Origin of the sequence: Variovorax davisae (assembly GCF_030316845.1) — a bacterium.
Taxonomy (GTDB): domain Bacteria; phylum Pseudomonadota; class Gammaproteobacteria; order Burkholderiales; family Burkholderiaceae_C; genus Variovorax; species Variovorax davisae.
In genome coordinates, this window is sequence record NZ_JASZYS010000016.1 from 137,165 (window position 1) to 161,780 (window position 24,616).

23 protein-coding genes and 1 tRNA gene are annotated in these 24,616 nt (G+C 67.7%); 6 read left to right on the forward strand and 18 right to left on the reverse strand.

Annotated elements, in window-relative coordinates:
* From nuoH to QTI33_RS29290, 16 genes are all read right to left on the reverse strand, one after another.
* On the reverse strand, nucleotides 1-1,077 hold the full coding sequence (nuoH, locus tag QTI33_RS29215; RefSeq protein ID WP_286509975.1) for an NADH-quinone oxidoreductase subunit NuoH: 1,077 nt from the start codon (nucleotides 1,075-1,077) through the stop codon (nucleotides 1-3).
* Entirely contained in the window at nucleotides 1,074-3,218 is a 2,145-nt protein-coding gene (nuoG, locus tag QTI33_RS29220; protein WP_286509976.1) for an NADH-quinone oxidoreductase subunit NuoG, read from the reverse strand. The genes nuoH and nuoG overlap by 4 nt, the downstream gene beginning before the upstream one ends.
* 17 nt (nucleotides 3,219-3,235) lie before the next feature.
* Nucleotides 3,236-4,576, reverse strand: coding sequence for an NADH-quinone oxidoreductase subunit NuoF (nuoF, locus tag QTI33_RS29225; RefSeq protein WP_444814904.1), 1,341 nt, complete (start codon nucleotides 4,574-4,576; stop codon nucleotides 3,236-3,238).
* Entirely contained in the window at nucleotides 4,576-5,109 is a 534-nt protein-coding gene (locus tag QTI33_RS29230) for an NADH-quinone oxidoreductase subunit NuoE family protein (RefSeq protein ID WP_444814905.1), read from the reverse strand. Before QTI33_RS29230 ends, nuoF begins: the two co-directional genes overlap by 1 nt.
* 8 nt (nucleotides 5,110-5,117) lie before the next feature.
* Nucleotides 5,118-6,371, reverse strand: a complete 1,254-nt coding sequence (locus QTI33_RS29235; protein WP_286509978.1) for an NADH-quinone oxidoreductase subunit D — start codon at nucleotides 6,369-6,371, stop codon at nucleotides 5,118-5,120.
* 85 nt (nucleotides 6,372-6,456) lie between these two features.
* Entirely contained in the window at nucleotides 6,457-7,068 is a 612-nt protein-coding gene (locus tag QTI33_RS29240; RefSeq protein WP_286509979.1) for an NADH-quinone oxidoreductase subunit C, read from the reverse strand.
* A gap of 12 nt (nucleotides 7,069-7,080) precedes the next feature.
* The gene (locus tag QTI33_RS29245) at nucleotides 7,081-7,560 is read right to left on the reverse strand and encodes a NuoB/complex I 20 kDa subunit family protein (protein ID WP_012748606.1); all 480 of its coding nucleotides are present in this window, start codon (nucleotides 7,558-7,560) and stop codon (nucleotides 7,081-7,083) included.
* A 15-nt stretch (nucleotides 7,561-7,575) separates the two neighbouring features.
* Nucleotides 7,576-7,935 carry an NADH-quinone oxidoreductase subunit A gene (locus tag QTI33_RS29250; RefSeq protein WP_286509980.1) on the reverse strand — a complete coding sequence of 120 codons (360 nt, stop codon included), beginning with the start codon at nucleotides 7,933-7,935 and terminating at the stop codon, nucleotides 7,576-7,578.
* Between the two features lie 58 nt (nucleotides 7,936-7,993).
* A tRNA-Leu gene (locus tag QTI33_RS29255) sits at nucleotides 7,994-8,078 on the reverse strand.
* 122 nt (nucleotides 8,079-8,200) lie between these two features.
* The gene (gene secG, locus QTI33_RS29260; protein ID WP_286509982.1) at nucleotides 8,201-8,626 is read right to left on the reverse strand and encodes a preprotein translocase subunit SecG; all 426 of its coding nucleotides are present in this window, start codon (nucleotides 8,624-8,626) and stop codon (nucleotides 8,201-8,203) included.
* Between the two features lie 37 nt (nucleotides 8,627-8,663).
* The gene (gene tpiA, locus QTI33_RS29265) at nucleotides 8,664-9,416 is read right to left on the reverse strand and encodes a triose-phosphate isomerase (protein WP_286510035.1); all 753 of its coding nucleotides are present in this window, start codon (nucleotides 9,414-9,416) and stop codon (nucleotides 8,664-8,666) included.
* Between the two features lie 11 nt (nucleotides 9,417-9,427).
* On the reverse strand, nucleotides 9,428-10,426 hold the full coding sequence (locus tag QTI33_RS29270) for an NAD(P)H-quinone oxidoreductase (RefSeq protein ID WP_286509983.1): 999 nt from the start codon (nucleotides 10,424-10,426) through the stop codon (nucleotides 9,428-9,430).
* Nucleotides 10,427-10,513: 87 nt separating this feature from the next.
* Nucleotides 10,514-12,844, reverse strand: a complete 2,331-nt coding sequence (pnp, locus tag QTI33_RS29275) for a polyribonucleotide nucleotidyltransferase (protein ID WP_286509985.1) — start codon at nucleotides 12,842-12,844, stop codon at nucleotides 10,514-10,516.
* A gap of 208 nt (nucleotides 12,845-13,052) precedes the next feature.
* Complete coding sequence (gene rpsO, locus QTI33_RS29280) at nucleotides 13,053-13,319, reverse strand: 30S ribosomal protein S15 (protein WP_007837783.1); 267 nt, start codon at nucleotides 13,317-13,319, stop codon at nucleotides 13,053-13,055.
* A 249-nt stretch (nucleotides 13,320-13,568) separates the two neighbouring features.
* On the reverse strand, nucleotides 13,569-14,729 hold the full coding sequence (locus tag QTI33_RS29285) for a pyridoxal phosphate-dependent aminotransferase (protein WP_286509987.1): 1,161 nt from the start codon (nucleotides 14,727-14,729) through the stop codon (nucleotides 13,569-13,571).
* Between the two features lie 16 nt (nucleotides 14,730-14,745).
* The gene (locus tag QTI33_RS29290; RefSeq protein WP_286509988.1) at nucleotides 14,746-16,026 is read right to left on the reverse strand and encodes a branched-chain amino acid ABC transporter substrate-binding protein; all 1,281 of its coding nucleotides are present in this window, start codon (nucleotides 16,024-16,026) and stop codon (nucleotides 14,746-14,748) included.
* A gap of 127 nt (nucleotides 16,027-16,153) precedes the next feature.
* Here QTI33_RS29290 and QTI33_RS29295 point away from each other — a divergent pair, with 127 nt between their 5' ends.
* Nucleotides 16,154-16,525, forward strand: coding sequence for an Hsp20/alpha crystallin family protein (locus tag QTI33_RS29295; RefSeq protein WP_286509989.1), 372 nt, complete (start codon nucleotides 16,154-16,156; stop codon nucleotides 16,523-16,525).
* Between the two features lie 215 nt (nucleotides 16,526-16,740).
* Nucleotides 16,741-17,466, forward strand: coding sequence for an alpha/beta hydrolase (locus QTI33_RS29300; protein WP_286509991.1), 726 nt, complete (start codon nucleotides 16,741-16,743; stop codon nucleotides 17,464-17,466).
* Here the strand turns inward: QTI33_RS29300 and tsaD are convergent.
* Entirely contained in the window at nucleotides 17,426-18,463 is a 1,038-nt protein-coding gene (gene tsaD / locus QTI33_RS29305; protein WP_286509992.1) for a tRNA (adenosine(37)-N6)-threonylcarbamoyltransferase complex transferase subunit TsaD, read from the reverse strand. The two genes, QTI33_RS29300 and tsaD, sit on opposite strands and share 41 nt — an antisense overlap.
* A gap of 86 nt (nucleotides 18,464-18,549) precedes the next feature.
* Here tsaD and QTI33_RS29310 point away from each other — a divergent pair, with 86 nt between their 5' ends.
* The 4 genes from QTI33_RS29310 to QTI33_RS29325 all read left to right on the forward strand — a co-directional run bounded on the left by QTI33_RS29310 (nucleotide 18,550) and on the right by QTI33_RS29325 (nucleotide 23,116).
* Nucleotides 18,550-19,821: a nitrate regulatory protein gene (locus QTI33_RS29310; RefSeq protein WP_286509993.1), complete on the forward strand. Its 1,272-nt coding sequence runs from the start codon at nucleotides 18,550-18,552 to the stop codon at nucleotides 19,819-19,821.
* Between the two features lie 322 nt (nucleotides 19,822-20,143).
* On the forward strand, nucleotides 20,144-21,388 hold the full coding sequence (locus QTI33_RS29315) for a CmpA/NrtA family ABC transporter substrate-binding protein (RefSeq protein WP_286509995.1): 1,245 nt from the start codon (nucleotides 20,144-20,146) through the stop codon (nucleotides 21,386-21,388).
* A 10-nt stretch (nucleotides 21,389-21,398) separates the two neighbouring features.
* Nucleotides 21,399-22,310 carry a nitrate ABC transporter permease gene (gene ntrB, locus QTI33_RS29320; RefSeq protein ID WP_286509996.1) on the forward strand — a complete coding sequence of 304 codons (912 nt, stop codon included), beginning with the start codon at nucleotides 21,399-21,401 and terminating at the stop codon, nucleotides 22,308-22,310.
* The gene (locus QTI33_RS29325) at nucleotides 22,307-23,116 is read left to right on the forward strand and encodes an ABC transporter ATP-binding protein (protein ID WP_286509998.1); all 810 of its coding nucleotides are present in this window, start codon (nucleotides 22,307-22,309) and stop codon (nucleotides 23,114-23,116) included. The genes ntrB and QTI33_RS29325 overlap by 4 nt, the downstream gene beginning before the upstream one ends.
* Nucleotides 23,117-23,148: 32 nt before the next feature.
* Here QTI33_RS29325 and QTI33_RS29330 read toward each other — a convergent pair whose 3' ends face one another.
* A complete protein-coding gene (locus QTI33_RS29330) occupies nucleotides 23,149-24,405 on the reverse strand; it encodes an ANTAR domain-containing protein (RefSeq protein ID WP_286510000.1) in 1,257 nt (418 codons plus the stop codon).
* Nucleotides 24,406-24,616: the final 211 nt, after the last annotated feature.

Consider the following 24,616-nt stretch of genomic DNA (forward strand, 5'->3'; position numbering starts at 1 on the left):
TTATTTCCAGATGTTGAAGGGGGTCTGCATCCAGGCGCCGACCACCACCAGCCACACCAAGGTGACCGGAATGAAGATCTTCCAGCCCAGCCGCATGATCTGGTCATAGCGGAAGCGCGGGAAGGTCGAGCGGACCCAGAGGAACATGGTGACCACGCAGAAGGTCTTGATGCCGAGCCAGATCCAGCCCGGGATGAAGGCCAGGAAGTCGAACGGGGGCAGCCAGCCGCCGAGGAACAGCACCGCGCACAGGATCGAGACCAGCCACATGTTGGCGTACTCGGCCAGGAAGAACATCGCGAAGCTCATGCCCGAGTACTCGATCATGTGGCCGGCGACGATTTCCGATTCGCCTTCGACGACGTCGAAGGGGTGGCGGTTGGTCTCGGCCAGGCCCGAGATGAAGTAGACGACGAAGATCGGCAGCAGCGACAGCCAGTTCCACGACAGGAAGCCGATGCCCATGGAGGCGAAGTGACCCTTGCCCTGCCCCATCACGATGTCGGTCATGTTCAGGCTGGCCGACACCATCAGCACGACCACGAAGCAGAAGCCCATCGCGATTTCATAGCTGACCATCTGGGCCGAGGCGCGCAGCGCGCCCAGGAAGGCGTACTTCGAGTTCGAGGCCCAGCCGGCGATGATCACGCCATAGACTTCGAGCGAAGTGATGGCCATGACGAACAGCAGGCCGGCATTGATGTTGGCGAGCGCGACCTCGGGGCCGAACGGGATGACCGCCCAGGCGGCCAGCGCCGGCATGATGGTCATGATCGGGCCCAACAGGAACAAGCCCTTGTTGGCCACCGTCGGAAGAATGATTTCCTTGGTCAGCAGCTTGAGCGCGTCGGCGATCGGCTGCAGCAGGCCCAGCGGGCCGATGCGGTTCGGACCGATCCGGATCTGTGTGAAGCCGATGGCCTTGCGCTCCCACAGCGTGAGGTAGGCGACCGCGCCCATCAGCGGGATCACGACGACGATGATCTTGATCAGGGTCCAGATCACCGGCCAGAGGAAGCCCGTCCACCAGCCGGCGGAAACCAGCCCGAGGCCGAAGCCGTGCAGCGCGTCGATCATGCCGACACCTCCTGCAGGGCCGCGGCCTGGCGGGCGTCGGCGGTGAGTTGCAGCGACGGCGCGCGGCGCACGATCGAGTCGAGCTGGTAGATGCTCGCAACCACCGGGGCCGATTCGGCCTCGACGCGCATGTCGATCTCGGCGGCGGTGGCGTTGGACAGCTTGCCGGCCGGGACCTGGGCGGGCGCATCGAGGTCGGCCAGCACGTCGGCGGTGGATTCGAAGGCGAAGCCCGGCAGGCCCAGCAGGTTCGCCAGCACGCGCAGCACCTTCCAGGCCGGACGTGCCTCGCCCTGCGGCTTGACGACCGCGTGGAAGCTTTGCAGGCGGCCTTCGGCATTGACGAAGGTGCCCGGGGTTTCGGTGAACGGCGCGATCGGCAGCAGCACGTCGCTGAATTCGAGGTTGGCCTTGAACGGGCTCAGCGTGACGACCATCTGCGCGTGCGCGAGGCCTTCGATCGCGGCCTCGCCGGCGGCCGAGTCGAACACCGGTTCGGTGTTGAGCAGCAGCACGGCCTTGAGGCCGCCCGCCAGCATCTGGGCGGCGTTCTGGGCACCGTCGCGCGGCAGCGCGCCGGCCAGCTGGGCGCCGACCGTGTTGGCGGCTTCGGTCAGGTAGCCGACGCTGGCGCCGGTCTGGGCGCCGATCCAATTGGCGAGCGCCAGCAGGCTGCCGGCGCGGGCATGGTGGGCCGCGGCATTGCCAAGCAGGATCGCCTTGCGCTCGCCGCCGAGCAGCGAGGCGGCCAGCGCCTTCGCGGCGTCGCTGGCGGCGCCGCTGAGCGCGACCGGGGCCTGGGCGCCGGTGCTTTCGGCGATGGCACCCGCCAGTTCCACCAGTGCGTCGACCCATTGGTCGGCCGGCAGGGTGACGGCGTTGGCGATCGGCATCGCCCAGGCGTCGGCACCGGCCAGCAGTTCGGCCGAGGTGATGGCGCTCAGCGCCCCACCCTTGCGCACCGACTGGCGGATGCGCTGCGCGAACAGCGGATGGTCCTTGCGCAGGTTCGAGCCGACCACCAGCACGCGCTGCAGCTGCGACAGCGAGGCCACCGAGGTGCCGAGCCAGCGGATCCCTTCGGCGGCGCCGAACTCGGCGTTGCGCAGGCGGTAGTCGATGTTGCCGCTGCCCAGCCCATGGGTCAGCAGCTTGGCCAGCTGCAGCTCTTCGAGCGTGCTGTGCGGGCTGGCGAGCGTGCCGATGCTCTGGGCGCCGTGGTCGGCCTTGATCTGCTTCAGGCCGTTGGCGACGTATTCGAGCGCCGTCTGCCAGTCGACCTGCTGCCATTGGCCGCCCTGCTTGAGCATCGGCTGCGTCAGGCGCTCGGGGCCGTTGAGGGCCTCGTACGAGAAGCGGTCGCGGTCGGCGATCCAGCATTCGTTGACGTCTTCGTTCTCGAGCGGCACCACGCGCATCACGCGGTTGTTCTTGACCTGGACGATCAGGTTGGCGCCGGTGGAGTCGTGCGGGCTGACCGACTTGCGGCGCGACAGCTCCCAGGTCCGGGCGCTGTAGCGGAAGGGCTTGCTGGTGAGCGCGCCAACCGGGCAGATGTCGATCATGTTGCCCGACAGCTCGGAGTCGACCGAGTCGCCGAGGAAGGTCTCGATCTCGGAGTGCTCGCCGCGGTGCGACATGCCGAGCTCCATCACGCCGGCCACTTCCTGGCCGAAGCGGACGCAGCGCGTGCAGTGGATGCAGCGGCTCATCTCTTCCATGCTGATCAGCGGGCCGACGTCTTTGTGGAAGACGACGCGCTTTTCTTCCTCGTAGCGCGAGGAGGAGCCGCCGTAGCCCACGGCCAGGTCCTGCAGCTGGCATTCGCCGCCCTGGTCGCAGATCGGGCAGTCCAGCGGGTGGTTGATGAGCAGGAACTCCATCACCGACTGCTGGGCCTTGATGGCCTTGTCGCTCTTGGTGCGCACGATCATGCCCTGCGTCACGGGCGTGGCGCAGGCCGGCATCGGCTTGGGCGCCTTTTCGACGTCGACCAGGCACATGCGGCAGTTGGCCGCGATGCTGAGTTTCTTGTGATAGCAGAAGTGCGGGATGTAGGTGCCCGCCTTGTCGGCCGCATGCATGATCATGCTGCCTTCGACGATGTCGACCTTCTTGCCGTCGAGTTCGATTTCAACCATATGTTTTTCTCAGCGCCTCAGGCCTTGGCGGGCGTCTTCGGAACGTAGCCCGGGATCAGGGCCTCGAACTCGTGGCGGAAGTGCTTGATCATGGCCCGCACCGGCATCGCGGCGGCATCGCCCAGCGCGCAGATGGTGCGGCCCTGGATGTTGTCGGCGACCGAGTTCAGCAGGTCCATGTCGGTGGCCTTGCCATGGCCGTTGTGGATGCGATCCACCACGCGCCAGAGCCAGCCGGTGCCCTCGCGGCAGGGCGTGCACTGGCCGCAGGATTCGTGCATGTAGAAATACGAGAGCCGCTTGAGCGACTCGACCATCGAGCGGCTGTCGTCCATCACGATGACCGCGCCCGAGCCCAGCATCGAGCCGGCCTTGGCGATGGAGTCGTAGTCCATCGTGCACTGCATCATGATGTCGGCCGGCAGCACCGGCGCCGACGAGCCGCCCGGGATCACGGCCTTGAGCTGGCGGCCCTTGCGCACGCCGCCCGCGAGTTCGAGCAGCTTCGAGAACGGGGTGCCCATCGGCACTTCGTAGTTGCCGGGCAGCTCGACGTCGCCGCTGACCGAGTAGATCTTGGTGCCGCCGTTGTTCGGCTTGCCGCACTCGAGGTACGCCACGCCGCCGTTGTTGATGATCCACGGCACCGCGGCAAAGGTCTCGGTGTTGTTGATCGTGGTGGGCTTGCCGTACAGGCCGAAGCTGGCCGGGAACGGCGGCTTGAAGCGCGGCTGGCCCTTCTTGCCTTCGAGCGATTCGAGCAGTGCCGTCTCTTCGCCGCAGATGTAGGCGCCGAAGCCGTGCGCCGCATGCAGCTGGAAGTTGTACGTGCTGCCCATGATGCCGTCGCCGAGATAGCCGGCGGCGCGCGCTTCTTCCAGCGCTTCCTCGAAGCGGTCGTAGGTCTGGAAGATCTCGCCGTGGATGTAGTTGTAGCCCACGCTGATGCCCATCGCATAGGCGGCGATGGCCATGCCCTCGATCACGATGTGCGGGTTGAACTGCAGGATGTCGCGGTCTTTGCAGGTCCCGGGCTCGCCCTCGTCCGAGTTGCAGACCAGGTACTTCTGGCCCGGGAACTGGCGCGGCATGAAGCTCCACTTGAGGCCGGTCGGGAAACCGGCGCCGCCGCGGCCGCGCAGGCCCGAGGCCTTGACTTCGGCGATCACCTGGTCGGGCGTCAGGCCCTCGCCGAGGATCTTGCGCAGCGCCTTGTAGCCGCCGCGCGCCTCGTAGTCGGCCAGCCGCCAATTGGTGCCGTTCAGGCCGGCATAGATCTGCGGCTCGATGTGGCGGTCGTGGAAGCAGGTCTGGACACCGGTGGCCTGGAACTGCTGGAGCACTTGCTCGGGCGACATCATTGGGCTCCCTTCGCGGTCGCGCCGCGCAAGCCGTCGATCAGCTGGTCGAGTTTCTCGTTGCTCATGAAGCTGCACATGGTGCGGTCGTTGACCAGCATCACGGGCGAGTCGGCGCAGGCACCGAGGCACTCGCTCTGCTGCAGCGTGAACAAGCCGTCGGGCGTGGTCTCGCCCATGCGGATGCCGAGCTTCTGCTCGAGATGGGCCAGCGCCTTGGCGCCGTCGCGCAGCTGGCACGGCAGGTTGGTGCAGACGTTGAGCTTGTACGCCCCCAGCGGACGCTGGTTGTACATGTTGTAGAAGGTCGTGACCTCGTGCACGGCGATCGGCGCCATGCCGAGGTAGGCGGCGATCTCGCGCTCGCGCTGCTCGCTCACGAAGCCTTCGTCCTGCTGCACGATCGCCAGACAGGCCATCACGGCCGACTGCTTGCCGGCCGGCGGGTACTTGGCGACCTCGCGGGCGAAGCGCTCCAGCGTGGCGGCCGACAGCACCGGTTGGCTGCCGTGGGAAGAAGTGTCGGAATGCATGGGATGGCTCATCGATCGATCTCGCCGAACACGATGTCCATGGTGCCGATCACGGCGACAGCGTCGGCAATCATGTGGCCGCGCGCCATTTCGTCCAGGGCTGCCAGATGCGGGAAGCCCGGTGCGCGGATTTTCAGACGGTAAGGCTTGTTGGCGCCATCGCTCACGAGATAGATGCCGAACTCGCCCTTGGGGTGCTCGACGGCGGCATAGGCCTCGCCTTCGGGCACGTGGAAGCCTTCGGTGAAGAGCTTGAAGTGATGGATCAGCTCCTCCATGTTGGCCTTCATGGACTCGCGCGCCGGCGCCGCCACCTTGTGGTTGCTGGTGATGACCGGGCCGGGATTGGCACGCAGCCAGGCCGAGCACTGCTGGATGATCTTGTTGGCCTGGCGCATCTCCTCGACGCGCACCAGGTAGCGGTCGTAGCAGTCGCCCGTGACGCCCACCGGGACGTCGAACTCCATGCGGTCGTAGACGTCGTAGGGCTGCTTCTTGCGAAGGTCCCAGGCGATGCCCGAGCCACGCAGCATCGGGCCGGTGAAGCCGAGGTTGAGCGCCCGCTCGGGCGTGACCACGCCGATGCCCACGGTGCGCTGCTTCCAGATGCGGTTGTCGGTGAGCAGCGTCTCGTACTCGTCGACCATCTTCGGGAAGCGCTTGCAGAAGTCGTCGATGAAGTCGAGCAGCGAGCCCTGGCGGTTCTCGTTGAGCCGCTCGATCGCCTTCGCGTTCTTGATCTTGCTGACCTTGTACTGCGGCATGACGTCCGGCAAGTCGCGGTAGACGCCGCCCGGACGGAAGTAGGCCGCGTGCATGCGCGCACCCGACACCGCCTCGTACATGTCGAACAGGTCTTCACGCTCGCGGAAGCAGTAGATGAGCATGTTCATCGCGCCGCAGTCGAGGCCGTGCGCGCCGAGCCACAGCAGGTGGTTCAGCAGCCGCGTGATCTCGGCGAACATGACGCGGATGTATTGCGCGCGCAGCGGCACGTCGAGGCCCATGAGGCGCTCGATCGCGAGGCAGTACGCATGCTCGTTGCTCATCATCGACACGTAGTCGAGCCGGTCCATGTAGGGCAGCGACTGGATGAAGGTGCGCGATTCGGCCAGCTTCTCGGTGGCCCGGTGCAAGAGGCCGATGTGGGGATCGGCGCGCTGGATGACTTCGCCGTCGAGCTCGAGCACGAGCCGCAGCACGCCGTGCGCTGCGGGGTGTTGCGGGCCGAAATTCAGCGTGTAGTTCTTGATCTCGGCCATCAGGCCTCCCGCCGGGCCGCCCCAAGGGAGGCCTGCGCCCCCTCGGGGGGAAGTGAATACATGAAATGATGAACGTGGGGGCTCATTAATGCAGTCCACCACCGTAGTTGTCTTCGCGGATCACGCGCGGCGTGATCTCGCGCGGCTCGATCGAGACCGGCTGGTAGATCACGCGCTTCTGTTCCGCGTCATAGCGCATCTCGACATGGCCCGACACCGGGAAGTCCTTGCGGAACGGGTGGCCGATGAAGCCGTAGTCGGTCAGGATGCGGCGCAGGTCGTCGTGCCCTTCGAACACGATGCCGTAGAGGTCGAAGGCTTCGCGCTCGAACCAGCCGGCCGCGTTCCAGACGGGGGTCAGCGAATCGACGACCGGCAGGTCTTCGTTCGGCACGAACACCTTGAGGCGCACGCGCTGGTTGAGGCTCACCGACAGCAGGTGCGAGACGACGCCGAAGCGCTCGCCTTCCCACTCGCCTTCGCGGTAGTCGGAGTAATCCATGCCGCAAAGATCGATCAACTGCTCGAAGCGGCAGCCCGGCGCGTCACGCAGCAAGGTGGCGGCTTCGAGGTAGTCGGCGGCACCCACCACCACCGTCACCTCGCCCAGCGCGAGCACGACGCTCTTCGCCTTGGAGCCAAGTGTTTCGGTGATCTGGGTCTGCAGCGCCTCGGGAGAAATGGCAAAGTCGGTCATGTCTCTCGCTCTTCAGGCGCGCGCGATCGTGTTGGTGCGGCGGATCTTCTGCTGGAGCTGGATCACCCCGTACAGAAGCGCCTCGGCGGTCGGCGGGCAGCCCGGCACGTAGACGTCGACCGGCACGATGCGGTCGCAGCCGCGCACGACCGAATAGCTGTAGTGGTAGTAGCCGCCGCCGTTGGCACAGGAGCCCATCGAGAGCACCCAGCGCGGCTCGGGCATCTGGTCGTAGACCTTGCGCAGCGCCGGCGCCATCTTGTTGCACAGCGTGCCGGCCACGATCATCAGATCGGACTGGCGCGGGCTGGGGCGGAACAGCATGCCGAAGCGGTCGATGTCGTAGCGGGCGGCGCCCGCGTGCATCATCTCCACGGCACAGCAGGCCAGACCGAAGGTCATGGGCCACAGTGATCCGGTCTTGGCCCAGTTCACCACCGAGTCGTAGGTGGTGGTGACGAAGCCTTCCTTCATGACGCCTTCAATGGCCATTTTGCGGATTCCTTGTCATTCCCAGTCGAGTGCGCCCTTTTTCCACTCGTAGGCGAAGCCCACGACGAGGATGGCCAGGAAAATCATCATGGCCCAGAAGCCGACGGCACCGACCTCCTTGAGCGCGATGGCCCAAGGAAAGAGAAAAGCGATTTCGAGGTCGAAAAGAATGAAGAGGATGGCGACCAGGTAGTACCGGACGTCAAACTTCATGCGCGCATCTTCGAAGGCTTCGAAGCCGCACTCGTAAGGGGAATTCTTTGCTGCGTCGGGCCGGTTGGGACCGAGGATGTAACCCAGAACCTGAGGGGCAACGCCGACTCCGACGCCGACCAGGATGAACAACAGGACGGGGAGGTAGGAATCGAGGTTCATCAGGGGGTTCTATCACCGCTTGCCACCGGCAGAAAGCAATATTCCTGCCGGTGATATTTGGTGCGGTCGGCGAGACTCGAACTCGCACAGCTTTCGCCACTACCCCCTCAAGATAGCGTGTCTACCAATTTCACCACGACCGCGGTTTTTGCTTGCCCGGATGGCATGAGGAACCTTGTGAGGTTTTGGCTTTCCGGTGCAGCTTTAGAGTTTACCCTGAAAAACGGCTCTTTTCACTCGACGAGCGAAGAGATCTCCACTTGTATCACTTGGCCGGGATCTGCCCCGCGCCGGCCGCGGGCGCAGCCGGTGCCGAGGCCGGAGCCGCCGGTGCCGGCGCGGCGCTGCCGGCCGGGATCTGGGCTGCCGATTCCACAGGCGCCGGGGCCGGGGCCGGAGCCACCGGCGCGCCGATCGCCGCGCGCTCGAGCAGGCTGCCGCCGCCCGCGGGGCGGGCATGGCCGAAGTAGGCCAGCAGCAAGGTGCACGCAAAGAACACGGCAGCCAGCACCGCCGTGGTGCGCGACAGGAAGTTCGCACTGCCGCTGGCCCCGAACAGGCTGCCGGCGCTGCCGCTGCCGAAGGCGGCGCCCATGTCGGCGCCCTTGCCGTGCTGCACCAGGATCAGCCCGATCATCGCGAGCGCGGTGAGCATCTGCACGCCCACCAGGATATTGAGGACCACGTTCATTCGATCTAACTCCTAAATTTGTCTTCGAGGCGCGCGTTCAGCGGGCCGCTGCAATGATCTGCAGGAAATCGGGCGCCTTCAGGGACGCGCCGCCGATGAGGCCGCCGTCGATGTCGGCTTCGGCCAGCAACTCGGCGGCATTGGCCGCGTTCATGCTGCCGCCGTAGAGGATGCGGATGCCGGCGGCGTGCTCGCTTGCCGCATGGTGCAGCTGGGCGCGCAGCACCGCGTGCACGGCCTGCGCCTGCGCGGGCGTGGCTGTCTTGCCGGTGCCGATGGCCCAGACCGGCTCGTAGGCCACCACGATCTCGCTGATGCAATGGCCATTGACGTGGATCACGGCGGCCAGCTGGCGCTTGACGACCTCTTCGGTGCGCCCAGAGTCCCGCTCGGCCAGCGTCTCGCCGACGCAGACGATCGGCGTGATGCCGTTGGCCAGCGCAGCGGCGGTCTTGGCCGCCACCAGTTCATCGGTCTCGCCGTGGTACTGGCGCCGCTCGGAATGGCCGACGATCGCGTAGCGCACGCCGAAGTCCTTGAGCATCGCCGCCGACTGCTCGCCCGTGAAGGCGCCTTGCGGCTGGGCCGAGACATCCTGTGCGCCGAGCGCGACCGGCGACCCCGCCACCAGCGACTGCAGCTGCGCGAAGTACGGTGCCGGCACGCAGACCGCGACGTCGCACGCGGGCGCTCCCACGCCGGCCAGCAAGGCCTTCACGAGCGCCTCGTTGGCAGCCAGGCTGCCGTTCATCTTCCAGTTGCCCGCGATCAGATTCTTCTTGGTCGTCATGTCTGTGTTGTTCACCAGGTCAGCACGATCTTGCCGATGTGCTGATTCGATTCCATCAGGACGTGGGCCTGCGCGGCGCCGCTGGGCTCCCCGGCCGCGGCGAAGCGGCTGTGGATGATCGGCTTGACCGCGCCGCTCTCGAGCAGCGGCCAGACGCGCTCGCGCAGCGCCTTGGCGATCGCGCCCTTGAAGGCGACCGGGCGCGGCCGCAGGGTCGAGCCGGTGATGGTCAGTCGGCGGCGCAGCACCAGGCCGGCGTTGATCTCGCCCTTGACGCCGCCCTGCACCGCGATGATCACCAGCCGGCCGTCCTCGGCCAGGCAGTCGATCTCGCGCGCCACGTAGCCGCCGGCCACCATGTCGAGGATCACGTCGACGCCCTTGCCGCCGGTGAGGCGCTTGGCCTCCTCGGCGAAATCGGCCGTCTTGTAGTTGATTGCGTGGTCGGCGCCCAGCTTCAGGCAGGCCTCGCACTTGTCGTCGCTGCCGGCGGTCGCGATCACGGTGGCGCCGAGCGCCTTGCCGAGTTGAATGGCCGTGACGCCGATGCCGCTGGTGCCGCCCTGGATCAGCAGGATCTCGCCCTTCTGCAGGCGGCCGCGCTCGAAGACGTTGCTCCAGACGGTGAAGAAGGTCTCGGGCAGCGTGGCCGCCTCGACGTCGCTCCAGCCCTTGGGCACCGGCAGGCACTGGGCCACCGGTGCCACGCACAGTTCGGCGTAGCCACCGCCGGCGACCAGCGCGCAGACGTGGTCGCCGATCTTGAAGCCGGCCTCGGCCAGCGCCTTGTCGTCGCCGGCGACGATCTCGCCCGCGACCTCGAGGCCCGGCAGGTCGGAGGCGCCCGGCGGCACCGGGTAGTTGCCGGTCCGCTGCAGCACGTCGGGGCGGTTGACACCGCTCGCGGCCACGCGGATCAGCAATTCGCCCGCGCCGGCAATCGGCGCAGGACGTTCCACCACGCGCAGCACCTCGGGGGCGCCGAACGATGTGATCTCAATGGCTTTCATGGTCTTTTTCCGAGTAGCGGCCGCCGCGCGAGGACGCGGGCGGCGCGCATGCCCAGGGTGCGATGGCGTTGCCGCCATCGCCGCCCGTCAGGCCTGGTGGTCGCCGCCGCGGTTCGGTTCCTGCGCCGGCTGCTGCTCGGCGGCCACCTGCTCCACCGGCTGCTCGCCGCCACGCTCGGCGTTCTCGAAGCGCGGTGCGCGCTCGGCGCGCGGCGGACGGTCGCCGCGATCGCCACGGTCGCGGCGCTCGCCGCCGCGATCGCCGCGATCGCCGCGGTCACCGCGGTCTTCACGCGGCGGGCGCTCGCTGAATTCCATGCCGGCCGGACGCTCCGTCAGTGCCTTCATGGACAGCTTGACGCGGCCCTTCTCGTCGGTCTCGAGCACCTTGACCTTGACGATCTGGCCTTCGCTCAGGTAGTCGGTCACCTTCTCGACGCGCTCGTGCGCGATCTGGCTGATGTGCAGCAGGCCGTCCTTGCCGGGCAGCAGGTTGATCAGCGCGCCGAAGTCCAGGATCTTGGTGACCGGGCCTTCGTAGACCTTGCCGATTTCGACTTCGGCGGTGATCTGCTCGATGCGCTTCTTGGCGGCCTCGGCCTTTTCCGGGTCGGTCGACGCGATGGTGATGGTGCCGTCTTCGTCGATGTTGATCGTGGTGCCGGTTTCTTCCTGCAGGCCGCGGATCACCGAGCCGCCCTTGCCGATCACGTCGCGGATCTTCTCGGGGTTGATCTTGAGCGTGGTCAAGCGCGGCGCGAAGGTCGACACCTCGGCCTTGGCCTCGCCCATGGCTTCCTGCATCTTGCCGAGGATGTGCATGCGCGCTTCCTTGGCCTGGGCCAGGGCGACCTGCATGATTTCCTTGGTGATGCCCTGGATCTTGATGTCCATCTGCAGCGCGGTGATGCCGTTGGTCGTGCCGGCCACCTTGAAGTCCATGTCGCCCAGGTGATCTTCGTCGCCCAGGATGTCGGTCAGCACGGCGAAGCGGTTGTCTTCCTTGATCAGGCCCATGGCGATGCCGGCCACGTGGGCCTTCATCGGCACGCCGGCGTCCATCATCGACAGGCAGCCGCCGCAGACCGAAGCCATCGACGAGGAGCCGTTCGACTCGGTGATTTCCGAGACCACGCGGATCGTGTAGGGGAACTCTTCCTTGTTCGGCAGCACTGCGACCAGCGCGCGCTTGGCCAGGCGGCCGTGGCCGATCTCGCGGCGCTTGGTCGAGCCCATGCGGCCGACTTCGCCGGTGGCGAACGGAGGCATGTTGTAGTGGAACAGGAAGCGGTCTTCGTACTCGCCCATCAGCGCGTCGATGCGCTGCGCGTCGCGCTCGGTGCCGAGCGTGGTGATGACCAGCGCCTGGGTCTCGCCACGCGTGAACAGCGCCGAGCCGTGGGTGCGCGGCAGCACGCCGTTGCGGATCTCGATCGGGCGCACGGTGCGGGTGTCGCGGCCGTCGATGCGGGGCTCGCCCGCCAGGATCTGGCTGCGAACGATCTTCGATTCGATCGCGAACAGCAGGTCGTTGACCTTGCCGGCGTCGAAGGGCTCGCCGCTTTCCTTGAGCGACGCCATCACGCTGGCGTTGGCTTCGCGCAGGGCTTGCGTACGGGCCTGCTTGCTGCGGATCTGGTAGACCGCGCGCAGCTTTTCTTCGGCCAGGCCCTTGACCTTGGCGACGAAGGCTTCGTCCTCGGCCGGCGGCTGCCAGTCCCACACGGGCTTGCCGGCGTCGCGCACCAATTCGTGGATCGCGTTGATCGCGATGTTGGCCTGCTCATGGCCGAACACCACGCCGCCGAGCATGATCTCTTCGCTCAGCTGCAGGGCTTCGGACTCGACCATCAGCACGGCGGCTTCGGTGCCGGCGACGACCAGGTCCATCTGCGAATCCTTGCGGGCGGTCTGGCCCGGGTTCAGCACGTACTGGCCGTTGATGTAGCCCACGCGGGCGGCGCCGATCGGGCCGCTGAACGGAATGCCGGAGATCGACAGCGCGGCGCTGACGCCGATCATGGCGGCGATGTCGGCGTCGACTTCGGGGTTGAGCGACAGCGTGTGGATGACCACGTGCACTTCGTTCAGGAAGCCTTCGGGGAACAGCGGACGGATCGGGCGGTCGATCAGGCGGCTGGTCAGCGTTTCATGTTCGCTGGGCTTGGCTTCGCGCTTGAAGAAGCTGCCGGGGATCTTGCCGGCGGCGTAGGTCTTCTCGATGTAGTCGACGGTCAGCGGGAAGAAGTCCTGGCCGGGCTTGGCCGACTTGGAGGCCACGACGGTGGCGAGCACGACGGTGCCCTCGATGTCCACGGTCACGGCGCCGCCGGCCTGGCGGGCGATTTCGCCGGTCGACAGGACGACGGTCTTGCCGCCCCACTGGAAGGACTTGGTGACTTTGTTGAAGAGGCTCATGGTGTGCTCCTGTTTTGGATGGCGGCGCAACCTGTGACGGCACAGGCTCCCGCGGGGGCTGGAGCGCTTGTCAGAACACGATGCCATTCCAGGGAAGCTCGGGGAGAACCTCTCTGGAATGACACAGCTTCGCTCTGTTTTGGCGGCTCCGAAGTAAAAAACGCCTGAGCTAGCGGACTAACCCAGGCGTTTTTGCATGCAATTGGACTTACTTGCGCAGGCCCAGCTTGGCGATCAGCGCGGTGTAGCGGTCGGCGTCCTTGGACTTGAGGTAGTCCAGCAGCTTGCGGCGGCGGCTCACCATGCGCAGCAGGCCGCGGCGACCGTGGTGGTCCTTGGCGTGCGTCTTGAAGTGAGGCGTGAGCTCGTTGATGCGGGCGGTCAGCAGTGCGACTTGCACTTCCGGGCTGCCGGTGTCGTTGGCGGCGCGGGCGTTGTCCTTGACGACTTCGGCCTTGATGGAGGCTGCGATCATTGTGTTTCCTTCGTTCCGATCCCGAGATTCAAATTTCTTCGGGATGTTTGACTTGCGATGGGCGCTGGAACTGCACCCACCGTGCGCATTGCGACATGCAAAGCTTTGGGATTATATACCGAGCTCGCCCCCAGGTTGTCCGGCACTTCGTGTCCGGGCGCCCACCCCCTACCGGCCGCAACACCTGAGGCCCGGCAAAGCCGGTTCCTCGGTGTTTCACCAAGGGGCCTGGCTACGCCGGCCTTTTGGTCAGCGCTGCGCTGCCAGCCAGCGCTTGAGCCGCTCCACCCCCTCCACCAGCCGTTGCTTGTCCTTCGAGGCGAAACACCAGCGCAGCCAGCCCTGGGCTTCCGGGGCGAAGGCGTTGCCGGGCGCCAGGCCCAGGCCGGCCTCGACCACCAGGCGCTTGGCGACTTCGAGCGAATCGCCGAAGCCCTCGAGCTGGAAGAAGGCGTACATGCCGCCGCGGGCCGGCGCGACCTTGACGCCGGGCACATCGGCCAGCAAGGGCAGCAGCGTGTCGCGGCAGGCCTTGAGGTGGGCCACGATCTTCGGCGTGATCTCCGGGCCGTGCGCCAGCGCGGCAATGCCGGCGCGCTGCGTGAAGACGCTGGCGCAAGAGGTGTTGAACTCGATCAGCTTGCCCATGCCGTCCATCAGGGCCGGCGGCAGCACCAGCCAGCCGAGGCGCCAGCCGGTCATCAGGAAGCTCTTGCTGAAGCTGTGGGCGACCACCAACCGGTCGTCGGCGCCCGCGATGTCGAGGAAGCTGGGCGCGCAGCCGTTGGGCGTCGGCTCGTAGTAGAGCCGCTCGTAGACCTCGTCGGCCAGGATCCAGGTCCCCGTGCCGCGGCAGTGGTCGAGGATCGCCTGCTGCTCGGCGCGCGTCAGCGTCCAGCCGGTCGGATTGTTCGGGGCATTGACGATCAGCAGCTTGGTGGCCGGCGTGACGGCCGCGCGCAGCGCGTCGAGGTCGAGGGTCCACTGCCCTGCCCTCGGCACCAGCGGCACGCAGCGCACCTTCGCGCCCAGGATCGCGGGCTGCGCCGTGAGGTTGGGCCACACCGGCGTGACCGCCACCACCTCGTCGCCGGCATCGACCAGCGCCTGCACCGCCAGCATCAGCGCGCTGACGCCGCCCGAGGTGATCGCGATGCGCGAGGCCTCGATCTTCGGATGCAGGCCGCTCATGTAGGCCGCCACGGCTTCGCGCAGTTCGGGCAGGCCCAGGTTGTGGGCGTAGAAGGTCTCGCCGCGCTGCAGCGACTCGATCGCGGCCTCGCGGATGACCTCGGGCGTGACCTCGTCGCTTTCGCCGAACCAGAAGGCCAGCACGTCGCTGCGGCCGAGGCCGGCATTGGCCACCTCGCGGATCTTGGAAGCTTCGAGGTCGTGAATGGCTTGGCGCATGGCGGGTCTTTCGGATTCAGGGGCGCTGCATCTTGCAGCTGGTGGGCATTTCCGCGCGGCTGGCGGGGATGGTCTTGATGACCCGGAAGCCGTAGCCCGAGCCTTCGACGTCGAACTTGACGCCGGGCGCGCCCTGCCGGTCCATGACGCCGACCACCAGCTGCTGCTGGAACTGGTGGTCCGCGGCGCGCATGTGGCCGCGCTGGCCGGCCAGCGTGACGTCGGCCTTTTCGAGGGCGCGCGCCACGGCGACGGTGTCGACGCTGCCGGCCCGCTCGATGGCCTGCGCCAGCGCCTCGACGAGCAGCTGCATGCGCATGTGGACGTAGTCGTCCGACGGCTTCGGGAAGCGGGTGCGGAAGTCACGGTAGAAGGCCTCGCTCTGCGGCGTCTGCACGTTCGGCAGCCAATCGGCGACCGCCACCACGCGCCCGATGCCGGCATCCCCGATGGCCGCCGGCGCGCCCAGCGCATTGCCGTAGAAAGTGTAGAAGCTGCCGTTGAAGCCGGCCTCGCGCGCCGCCTTGACCAACAGCGTGAGGTCGTTGCCCCAGTTGCCGGTGATCACGCCCTGCGCGCCGCTGGCCATGATCTTCGTCGCATACGGCGAGAAGTCCTTCACGCGGCCCATCGGATGCAGTTCGTCGCCGACGATCTGGACGTCCGGCCGCAGGCCGGCGAGCTGGCGCCGCGATTCGCGCAGCACCGACTGGCCGAAGCTGTAGTCCTGGCCGATCAGGTAGACGCGCTGCAGCGCCTTGTCGTCCTGCAGCACCTGCATCAGCGCGGTGACGCGCATGTCGGCATGGGCGTCGAAGCGGAAGTGCCAGAAGCTGCAGCGCTCGTTGGTGAGCACCGGATCGACTGCCGAGTAGTTGAGGAACAGCACGCGCCGCGCCGGGTCGCGCTCGTTGTTCTTGTCGATGGCGTCGATCAGCGCCGCCGCCGTGGCCGACGAATTGCCCTGCAGCACGATGCGCGCGCCGTCGTCCATCGCGGCGCGCAGGGCAGACAGGGCTTCCTCGTTCTGGCCCTTGCTGTCGTAGCGGTCGAGCTGCAGCATGCGGGCGCCGCCCGGCAGCTTGACGCCGCCGCGGGCATTGACCCGCTCGACCGCCCACAGCAGGTTGCGGAACACGGCCTCCCCGGTGTTGGCGAATGGGCCGCTCATGCTTTCGATCAGGGCCAGCCGGATCGGCGGCGCCGATTGCGCCAGGGTCGCCGGGAGGGCCGGCGCGCATAGCGCCAGAGCGGCCAATTTCAAGGCGTGTCGACGCCAAATAAAGTTGGAAGGCATTGTCTTGAATCCCCTGTGGCAGCGCCTAGATGCGATGGCATGCGGCACTTGTCTTGTTGAACGCCGCGCAGTGTAAGGGACACACATTCTTGTCCCGGAAGTCATCACTCAGCCCAGGAGCTTCATCATGTTTTTCGCCCCCGCAGTCCGCACCGCCCGCTTCGTTCCGCGCACCTATGACCGCAGCCTCGAGCGCTTCGTCGACCAGGCCTTCTCGGGTGCGCAGCGCTCGCTCAACGTCGAGCAGGACGACAAGACCTGGACCCTCACGCTCGACGTGCCCGGCCTGTCGCGCGACGACCTGACGATCGGCATCGAAGGCGCCGTGGTCCGCATCGAGAGCAAGACCGAGGCCAAGCGCCAGATCAAGGCCGCCTACGAGCTGCCCCAGGACATCGACGTCGCCGCCAGCGAAGCCAAGCTCGAGAACGGCGTGCTGAGCCTGAAGCTCGGCAAGCTGGTGCCGGTGAGCAACGTCGCACAGCTCGCGATCAACTGATTTCCAGGTGCATGCGCCCGGTTCGGCCCGGGCGCAATACCCCTGACTGGACAGGTCAGTAACTTTCTGTTGCTGGCCTTGTCATAAATCTGGCTCACAATAAGTGCCAAATACGTCACGTTCTGTGACGTCTTTTTCAATGCTTTCTTCTTAATTAGCGTCCGAATCCTCGAGTTCTGCGGTGGCAGCAGGTGGCGGGCGCCCGACGAAGCGCCATGAAAACGCACTTGAAGTTTGCCAAGAACGACGCCCGGGCCGATACCCTGCTGGTCTTCCTGCCCGGCGCTTTTCTGAAGCCCGAGGAGTTCGAGCGCGAGGGCTTCGTCCACGCCGTCCGGGAACGCGAGTTCGCGGCCGACGCCCTGCTGGTGGACGCCGACGTCTCCTACTACTACGACCAGACCTTCATCGAGCGGCTGCACCACGACGTGCTGCAGCCGCAGCGCGCGCTGGGCTACCGGTCGATCTGGCTGGTGGGCATCTCGATCGGCGGCTTCGGCGCATTGATCCACGAACTGGCGAAGCCCGGTGCGGTCGACGGCATCGTCGCCCTGGCGCCCTACCTGGGCCGGCGGCCGATCGGCGCCGAGATCCACAAGGCCGGCGGCCTGCGGGCCTGGAAGGCGCCCGAGGGGCCGCCGCCAGACGAGGAAGTCGACCGCAAGCTGTGGCCCTGGCTGCAGCAGTACACCTCGCCGCAGAAGGCCGCCCAGCTGCCGCCGCTGTACCTGGGCTACGGGCTCAGCGATCGCTTTGCCTCCAACCACCAGCTGCTGGCCGATGCGCTGCCGTCCGGCCACGTCTTCACCACCGAAGGCGGCCACGACTGGCCGCAATGGTCGCAGCTGTGGCGCAAGATGCTCGACGTGCTGCCGCTGCCGTCGATGGCGCGCAGCGAGTTCAGGCGTCCGCAGGCGACGCCAATGGCCATCGCGGCCTGACGTCGAAGGCGTAGTGCGCGGTCGGCGCCTGGACGCCGGCCTGCAGCCGCATCGCCGCCGCCATCGCGATCATCGCGCCGTTGTCGGTGCACAGGTGCAGCTCCGGATAGTGCACGCGCACGCCGCGCTGCGCGCAGGCGGCATCGAGCTGCTGGCGCAGCAGGCGGTTGGCCCCCACCCCGCCGGCGACCACGAAGCGGTCGAGCCCGGTCTGCGCGATCGCCGCCAATGACTTCTTGAGCAACACCTCGACGATCGCGGCCTGCGTGGAGGCGGCCAGGTCGGGCTTGCGGGCCTCCAGCTGGTCGCCGAGCTTCTTGGCCTGGGTCAGGACCGCGGTCTTCAGCCCGGCGAAGGAAAAGTCCAGGTTGCCGCTGTGCAGCAGCGGGCGCGGCAGCTTGAAGGCCTCGGCATCGCCCTGCTCCGCCAGCTTGGCGAGCCAGGGGCCGCCGGGATAAGGCAGGCCCATCAGCTTGGCGCTCTTGTCGAAGGCCTCGCCGGCGGCGTCGTCGATGGTTTCGCCGAGCAGCGCGTAGCGCCCGACCCCGTCGACCCGCATCAGCTGCGTGTGGCCGCCCGACACCAGCAGCGCGACGAAGGGGAATTCGGGCGGGTCGGCGCTCAGGAACGGCGACAGCAGGTGGCCTTCGAGGTGGTGCACGCCGAGCACCGGCTTGTCGAGCGCCGCGCCGAGCGCGCAGGCCACGCCGGCACCGACCAGCAGCGCACCCGCCAGTCCGGGGCCGCGGGTGTAGGCGACGACGTCGACGTCGGACAGGCGCCGGCCAGCCTCCTCGAACACCGCCTCGGTCAGCGGCAGGACCCGGCGGATGTGGTCGCGGCTCGCCAGTTCGGGCACCACGCCGCCGTAGGCCTGGTGCATGGCGATCTGGCTGTGCAGCGCGTGCGCGGCCAGGCGCGGCAGGCCGCCGTCCGCGGTCTCGACCAGCGCCACGCCGGTTTCATCGCAAGAGGATTCGATTCCCAGTACATGCATCCGTCGAGTGTAGGCGGCGCCCTGTTCCGGGGCACGGATGTTGCTGCAATCCCCTGGAACGGCCTCCGGGCCTCGAGAACACCACGATGAAATCCGGATTGAGCTTCCTGGTCGGCGCGCTGCGCTGCGAAATCGACGAGCTGGAGCAGCTCGCGCGCACCAGCGCGCTGGTGGCGACGATCGGCCGGCTGGTGCATGCCCTGCAGCGCGAGCGCGGCATCTCGAACGTGCTGCTGGCGTCGCGCGGCCAGCGCTTCGCGGCCCAGCGCGACGCCCAGATCGCCGAATGCCTGCGGCTGGAGCAGGCCGTGCGCCTGGCCTTCGACCAGCTCGACGCCGCCGATGGCCGGATCGGCAACGGGGCGCGGCTGTTCAGCCGCATCGCCTGGGTGCTGCCGGGGATGGACGCCCTGCCCGGCCTGCGCCATCGCATCGGCGCGCTGGCCATCGACGCCGCGCAGTCGACCGCCGCCTTCGGCAAGCTGATCGCGGGCCTGATCGCGGTCGTGTTCGAGGCCGCCGACGGCGCGACCGACCCGGAGATCTCGCGCCTCCTGGTCGCGCTGTTCAACTTCATGCAGGGCAAGGAGTTCGCGGGCCAGGAGCGGGCCTGCGGCGCCGCGGCCTTCGCCTCGGGCCGCAACGACGGCGCGCGCCAGCAGCAATGGCTGCACCTGATCGCCTCGCAGGAGCATTGCTTCGCCCTGTTCGCCGACTTCGCTGCGCCCGCCCTGGCCGAGCTCTGGGGGGCGGTCCAGGCGGCAGCCCAACTGGCCGAACTGGAGCGGCTGCGCCGCATCGCCTGCGCGGCGCCAGCCGGCGTGGCGCTCGACAGCGAGCTGAGCCAGGCCTGGTTCGACTGCTGCACCCGCCGCATCGACGCCATGCAGGCGGTCGAGGAGCGGCTGGGGGCCGACCTGCGCCAGCTTTGCCTGCACAAGACCACGCAGGCCCGCGGCGAGCTGCAGGCCCACGAGGCGCTGCTGGCCAGCCTGCAGGGCGAGCGCGGCGCGGCGGCGGATTTCTTTCTGGACGCGCCGGCGACGCCGGATGCCGCGCCGGCCAGCGGCGCGCCCTACGGCCGGCAGCTCGAGCGTTCGATCCTCGACATGGTGCAGGAGCAGTCGCGCCGGCTGCAGGCGATGGGCGACGAACTCGACACCGTGCGCGCCGCCCTCAACGAGCGCAAGCTGGTCGAGCGCGCCAAGGGACTGCTGATGGCGCATCGCCGCATCCGCGAGGAGGAGGCCCACAAAATGCTGCGCCAGACCGCGATGAACCAGGGCCGGCGCCTGGTCGAGGTCGCCGAATCGGTGCTCGCGATGGCCGAGTACCTGCCCGCCGACAAGGCGTCCTGAGTGCATCGCCGGCCCGCAATGGTGCACTGCACAAGCGCGGCCTGGCCCCGGGTGTTCCTGCCGAATCCACGTCTTGGCAAGCGTTGACGGGGACTCGACGCTCCTCTTTTCATAGCGATCGAGCCTTGGCACGCCGCTTGCTGTCTCCCAGCCCATAGACCGACGAAGGTCTTCAGGCAGGCGGCATCCAACGGCGGGTGCGGCCACCGAACCGGACAAAGGCGTCCTTATCCCGCAGGGGCTCGTTTTCGAGCGGCCCGGGCGTGGTGAGGGCGCCTTTTTTGTTTTTGCGAACCGTTTTTCACTTCCCGGAGTACGACCCATGACCGATGCGCTGAAACCCACACTGAGTCGCCGCCGAGTGCTGCAGGCCGCCGCCGCGGGCGTGGTCGGGCTCGACCCCGCGCTGCGCGCCGCCGTCTGGGCCCAGGGCTCGGACAAGCCCGAGAAGGAAGAAGTCAAGATCGGCTTCATCCCGCTGACCGACTGCGCCAGCGTCGTGATGGCCTCGGTGCTCGGCATCGACAGGAAGTACGGCGTCAAGATCGTGCCGAGCAAGGAGGCCAGCTGGGCCGGCGTGCGCGACAAGCTGGTGAACGGCGAGCTGGACTTCGCCCACGTGCTGTACGGCCTGGTCTACGGCGTCCACCTGGGCATCGGCGGCCCGAAGAAGGACATGGCGGTGCTCATGACCCTCAACAACAACGGCCAGGCGATCACGCTGTCGAAGAAGCTGGCCGACAAGGGTGCGGTCGACGGCGCCTCGCTGGCCAAGGTGATGGGCAAGGAGAAGGCGGAATACACCTTCGCCCAGACCTTCCCCACCGGCACCCACGCGATGTGGCTGTACTACTGGATGGCGGCCAACGGCATCAACCCGCTGAAGGACGCCAAGGTCATCACCGTGCCGCCGCCGCAGATGGTGGCCAACATGCGGGTGGGCAACATGGACGGCTACTGCGTCGGCGAGCCCTGGGGCCAGCGCGCGATCATGGACGGCATCGGCATCACCGCGATCACCACCCAGGACATCTGGAAGGACCACCCCGAGAAGGTGCTCGGCACCACCGGCGACTTCGTGAAGAAGTATCCGAACACCGCCCGCGCCGTGACCGCCGCGATCCTCGAGGCCGGCAAGTGGATCGACACCGGCCTGCAGAACAAGAACAAGATGGCCGAGACCATCGCCGACAAGAGCTACGTCAACACCAGCGTGGACGCGATCAACCAGCGCATCCTGGGCCGCTACACCAACGGCCTCGGCAAGAACTGGGACGACCCGAACCACATGAAGTTCTACGCCGACGGCGCGGTCAGCTTCCCGTACCTGTCGGACGGCATGTGGTTCCTCACGCAGCACAAGCGCTGGGGCCTGCTCAAGGAACACCCGGACTACCTGCAGGTGGCGACGCAGATCAACCAGATCGACATCTACAAGCAGGCCGCCGCCGCCACCAAGACCCCGGTGCCGAAGGACACGATGCGCAGCAGCAAGCTGTTCGACGGCGTCGTCTGGGACGGCAAGAACCCGAAGCAGTACGCCGAGTCGTTCAAGGTCAACGCCTGAGGAGCCCGCCATGGTCAGTGCCGTCTTTCATTCCCCCCTCGAGGCCAAGCCGGTGCTGCCGGCCGCCAAGGTCCAAGCCCAGGCCGCAAGGCCGGTGGCCACGCCGGCCGCGGTCGAGCCCACGCCGCGCATGCCGCGCGACTTCCGCGCCTTGTGGCTGCGTGTGCTGCCGCCGGTGCTCGGCTTCGCCCTGCTGGTGCTGGTCTGGGAACTGGTGGCGCTCAAGAGCACCACCGGCTTCCCCTCGCCGCTCCAGACCTGGCAGCAGGCGCTCACGGTGTTCAGCGATCCGTTCTACAGCAAGGGCCCGAACGACCAGGGCGTGGGCTGGAACGTGCTCTCGTCGCTGCAGCGGGTGGCGCTGGGCTTCGGCCTGGCGGCCGCGGTCGGCATCCCGGCGGGCTTCGCGATCGGGCGCTTCGAGTTCCTGTCGCGCATGTTCAATCCGCTGATCAGCCTCTTGCGGCCGGTGTCGCCGCTGGCCTGGCTGCCGATCGGCCTGCTGGTGTTCAAGGGCGCCAACCCGGCCGCGATCTGGACCATCTTCATCTGCTCGATCTGGCCGATGATCATCAACACCGCGGTCGGCGTGCAGCGCGTGCCGAGCGACTACATGAACGTCGCCCGGGTGCTGAACCTCAGCGAATGGAAGATCTTCACCAAGATCCTGTTCCCCGCCGTGCTGCCCTACATGCTGACCGGCGTGCGGCTGGCGGTCGGCACCGCCTGGCTGGTGATCGTCGCGGCCGAGATGCTGACCGGCGGCGTCGGCATCGGCTTCTGGGTCTGGGACGAGTGGAACAACCTCAACGTCGCCAACATCATCATCGCGATCTTCGTCATCGGCATCGTCGGCCTGGTGCTCGAGTTCGCGCTCGTCAAGGTCGCCACCGCGTTCACGTTCGAAGAGGTGAAGTCATGAATGACGACAGCAAGTACATCGCGATCGAAGGCGTCGAACAGCGCTTCAAGACCGCCAAGGGCAGCTTCCTGGCGCTGCGCGACGTCAACCTGAACGTGGCCAAGGGCGAGTTCATCACGCTGATCGGCCACTCGGGCTGCGGCAAGTCGACACTGCTGAACCTGATCGCCGGCCTGACCACGCCGACCCAGGGCGTGCTGCTGTGCGCCAACCGCGAGATCAAGGGCCCCGGGCCGGAGCGCGCGGTGGTGTTCCAGAACCACTCGCTGCTGCCCTGGCTGACCTGCCACGAGAACGTCTACCTGGCGGTCGAGCGGGTGTTCGCGGCGAGCGAGAACAAGGCGCAGCTCAAGGCCCGCACCGAGGCGGCGCTGGCGCTGGTCGGCCTCACGCCGGCGGCGCAGAAGCGGCCCGGCGAGATCTCGGGCGGCATGAAGCAGCGCGTGGGCATCGCGCGGGCGCTGTCGATGGAGCCCAAGGTGCTGCTGATGGACGAGCCCTTCGGCGCCCTCGATGCGCTGACCCGCGCCAAGCTGCAGGACGAGCTGCTGGCGATCGTGCAGAAGACCCGCAGCACGGTGGTCATGGTGACGCACGACGTCGACGAGGCGGTGCTGCTGTCGGACCGCATCGTGATGCTGACCAACGGCCCGGCCGCCACCATCGGCGAGGTGCTGGCGGTCGACATCCCGCGGCCGCGCAACCGCGTGGCGCTGGCCGAGGACCCGGTCTACGTGCATGCGCGCAAGGCCGTGATCGATTTCCTCTACACGCGCCAAGCGCACGTCGAAAAAGTCGCCGCCTGAGCGCCGGCCCACGCACTTTCGCGCACCGGGCGTCAGGACATGATCACCTGCAGGCTGTGCTCGTACGCGGCGGTCAGCTGCTCGAAGGTGTCGACCAGCGCGTCGCTGGCGCGCACCAGCGACGCCCGGCCCTCGGCGCTGTCGAGGGCGCGCACGCCGCGCATGAGGTGCAGCCATTCGTCGCGCGCGACCGCCAGCGCCGCCCGGATCTCGGGCGAGCTCAGCGGCGCGGCTTCGAGCTCCCGCAATGCGGCCTCGAATTCGTCCATGGTCGCGGCCATCCGCTCCTGCGATGGCGCCGCCAGCAGCGCCTCCTTGGCCAGCCGCTGCGCGCGCATGCGCTGCCGGCCACAGAGGTTGACGATCCGCAGTGCCCGCCGTGCGCCGGAGGCCTCGAGCGCTTCGGTCAGGGCTTCGGCGGCCAGCAGCAGGGCTTCGGCCCGGGCATCGACGGCCGCGAGTGCCGGCGCCGCCCCCCGCGCCGCGAGGGCCGTCTCCAGTTCCTGCCAGGCGCTGCGCACGCGGTCCAGCGCCGCGCTGGCGGGGACGCCGAGCGCCAGGGTGGCGAGATGATCCAGGTTGTGCTTCACCCGCTCGGTGGACTGGGTGCGCAGCACCCGGGCCCGCCGCACGTCGATGCCGGCCAGGGCCTGCGCCGCGACCCGAACCAGCCGCTGCGACAGCATGCGCAGCTGGCCGGCGCGGTTGATCGCATCGGCCCACTGCGCGGCCTCGAGCACCGAGCGCGAGACTTCGCCCAGCCGCAGGTTGGCATGCATCGCGGCGCCCCGCAGCAGGCCGAAGGCCTCGTCCTCGCCGATGCCGCGGGCCGACATCAGCAGGCCCTTGGCGCGGTCCACCCACTTGCGCTCATCGAGACGGGTGCGAAGCGCATCCAGTTCGGTGCGCAGCGCGGCCTCGCGCTGCCAGCGGGCGTCGGCACGCGCCTGCAGCGCTGCCAGGGCCGGCGCGTCGATGCGGTCGACCGGCGTCCAGGCGTGCACGCCGAGCGCCACCAGCTGCGCGTGGGCGGCGTCGTCGAGCGGCGCGCTGACGAGCCCGAGGGCGCAGGGCGGCAGGCCCGCCCAAGTCCGCAGCGCTTCGAGCACCGGTTCAGGCACCGGGCCCGGCAGCCAGACCAGGACCTGTCGTGGTGCCGACGCCTCGACCTGGCGCACCAGATCGCCGCAGTCGACCGCGACGAAACCGTGGGCCAGCGCCTGTTCGAAGGCGGCGGGCCGCGCATCGGCCACGCTTTCGGGAGGAGGAACAACGAGGAATCGGGTCACGGTCGCAATCGGAAACAGGTGCACAGCATAGGCCAGCGGAAGCTCAAGTTACTGGCACGTCTTTTGCGTCATTCAGGGTGCGGTGTAACGAAGCACCGCTTTGGTGAAGCGGCAGGTTCCTGCCCGCCGTCCGGCCGTGACAAGGCCGGACACACCCACACCTCCCCCACCCCGCCCGACGACACGGCCCGCTCCCGGCCGGGCCGCGGCA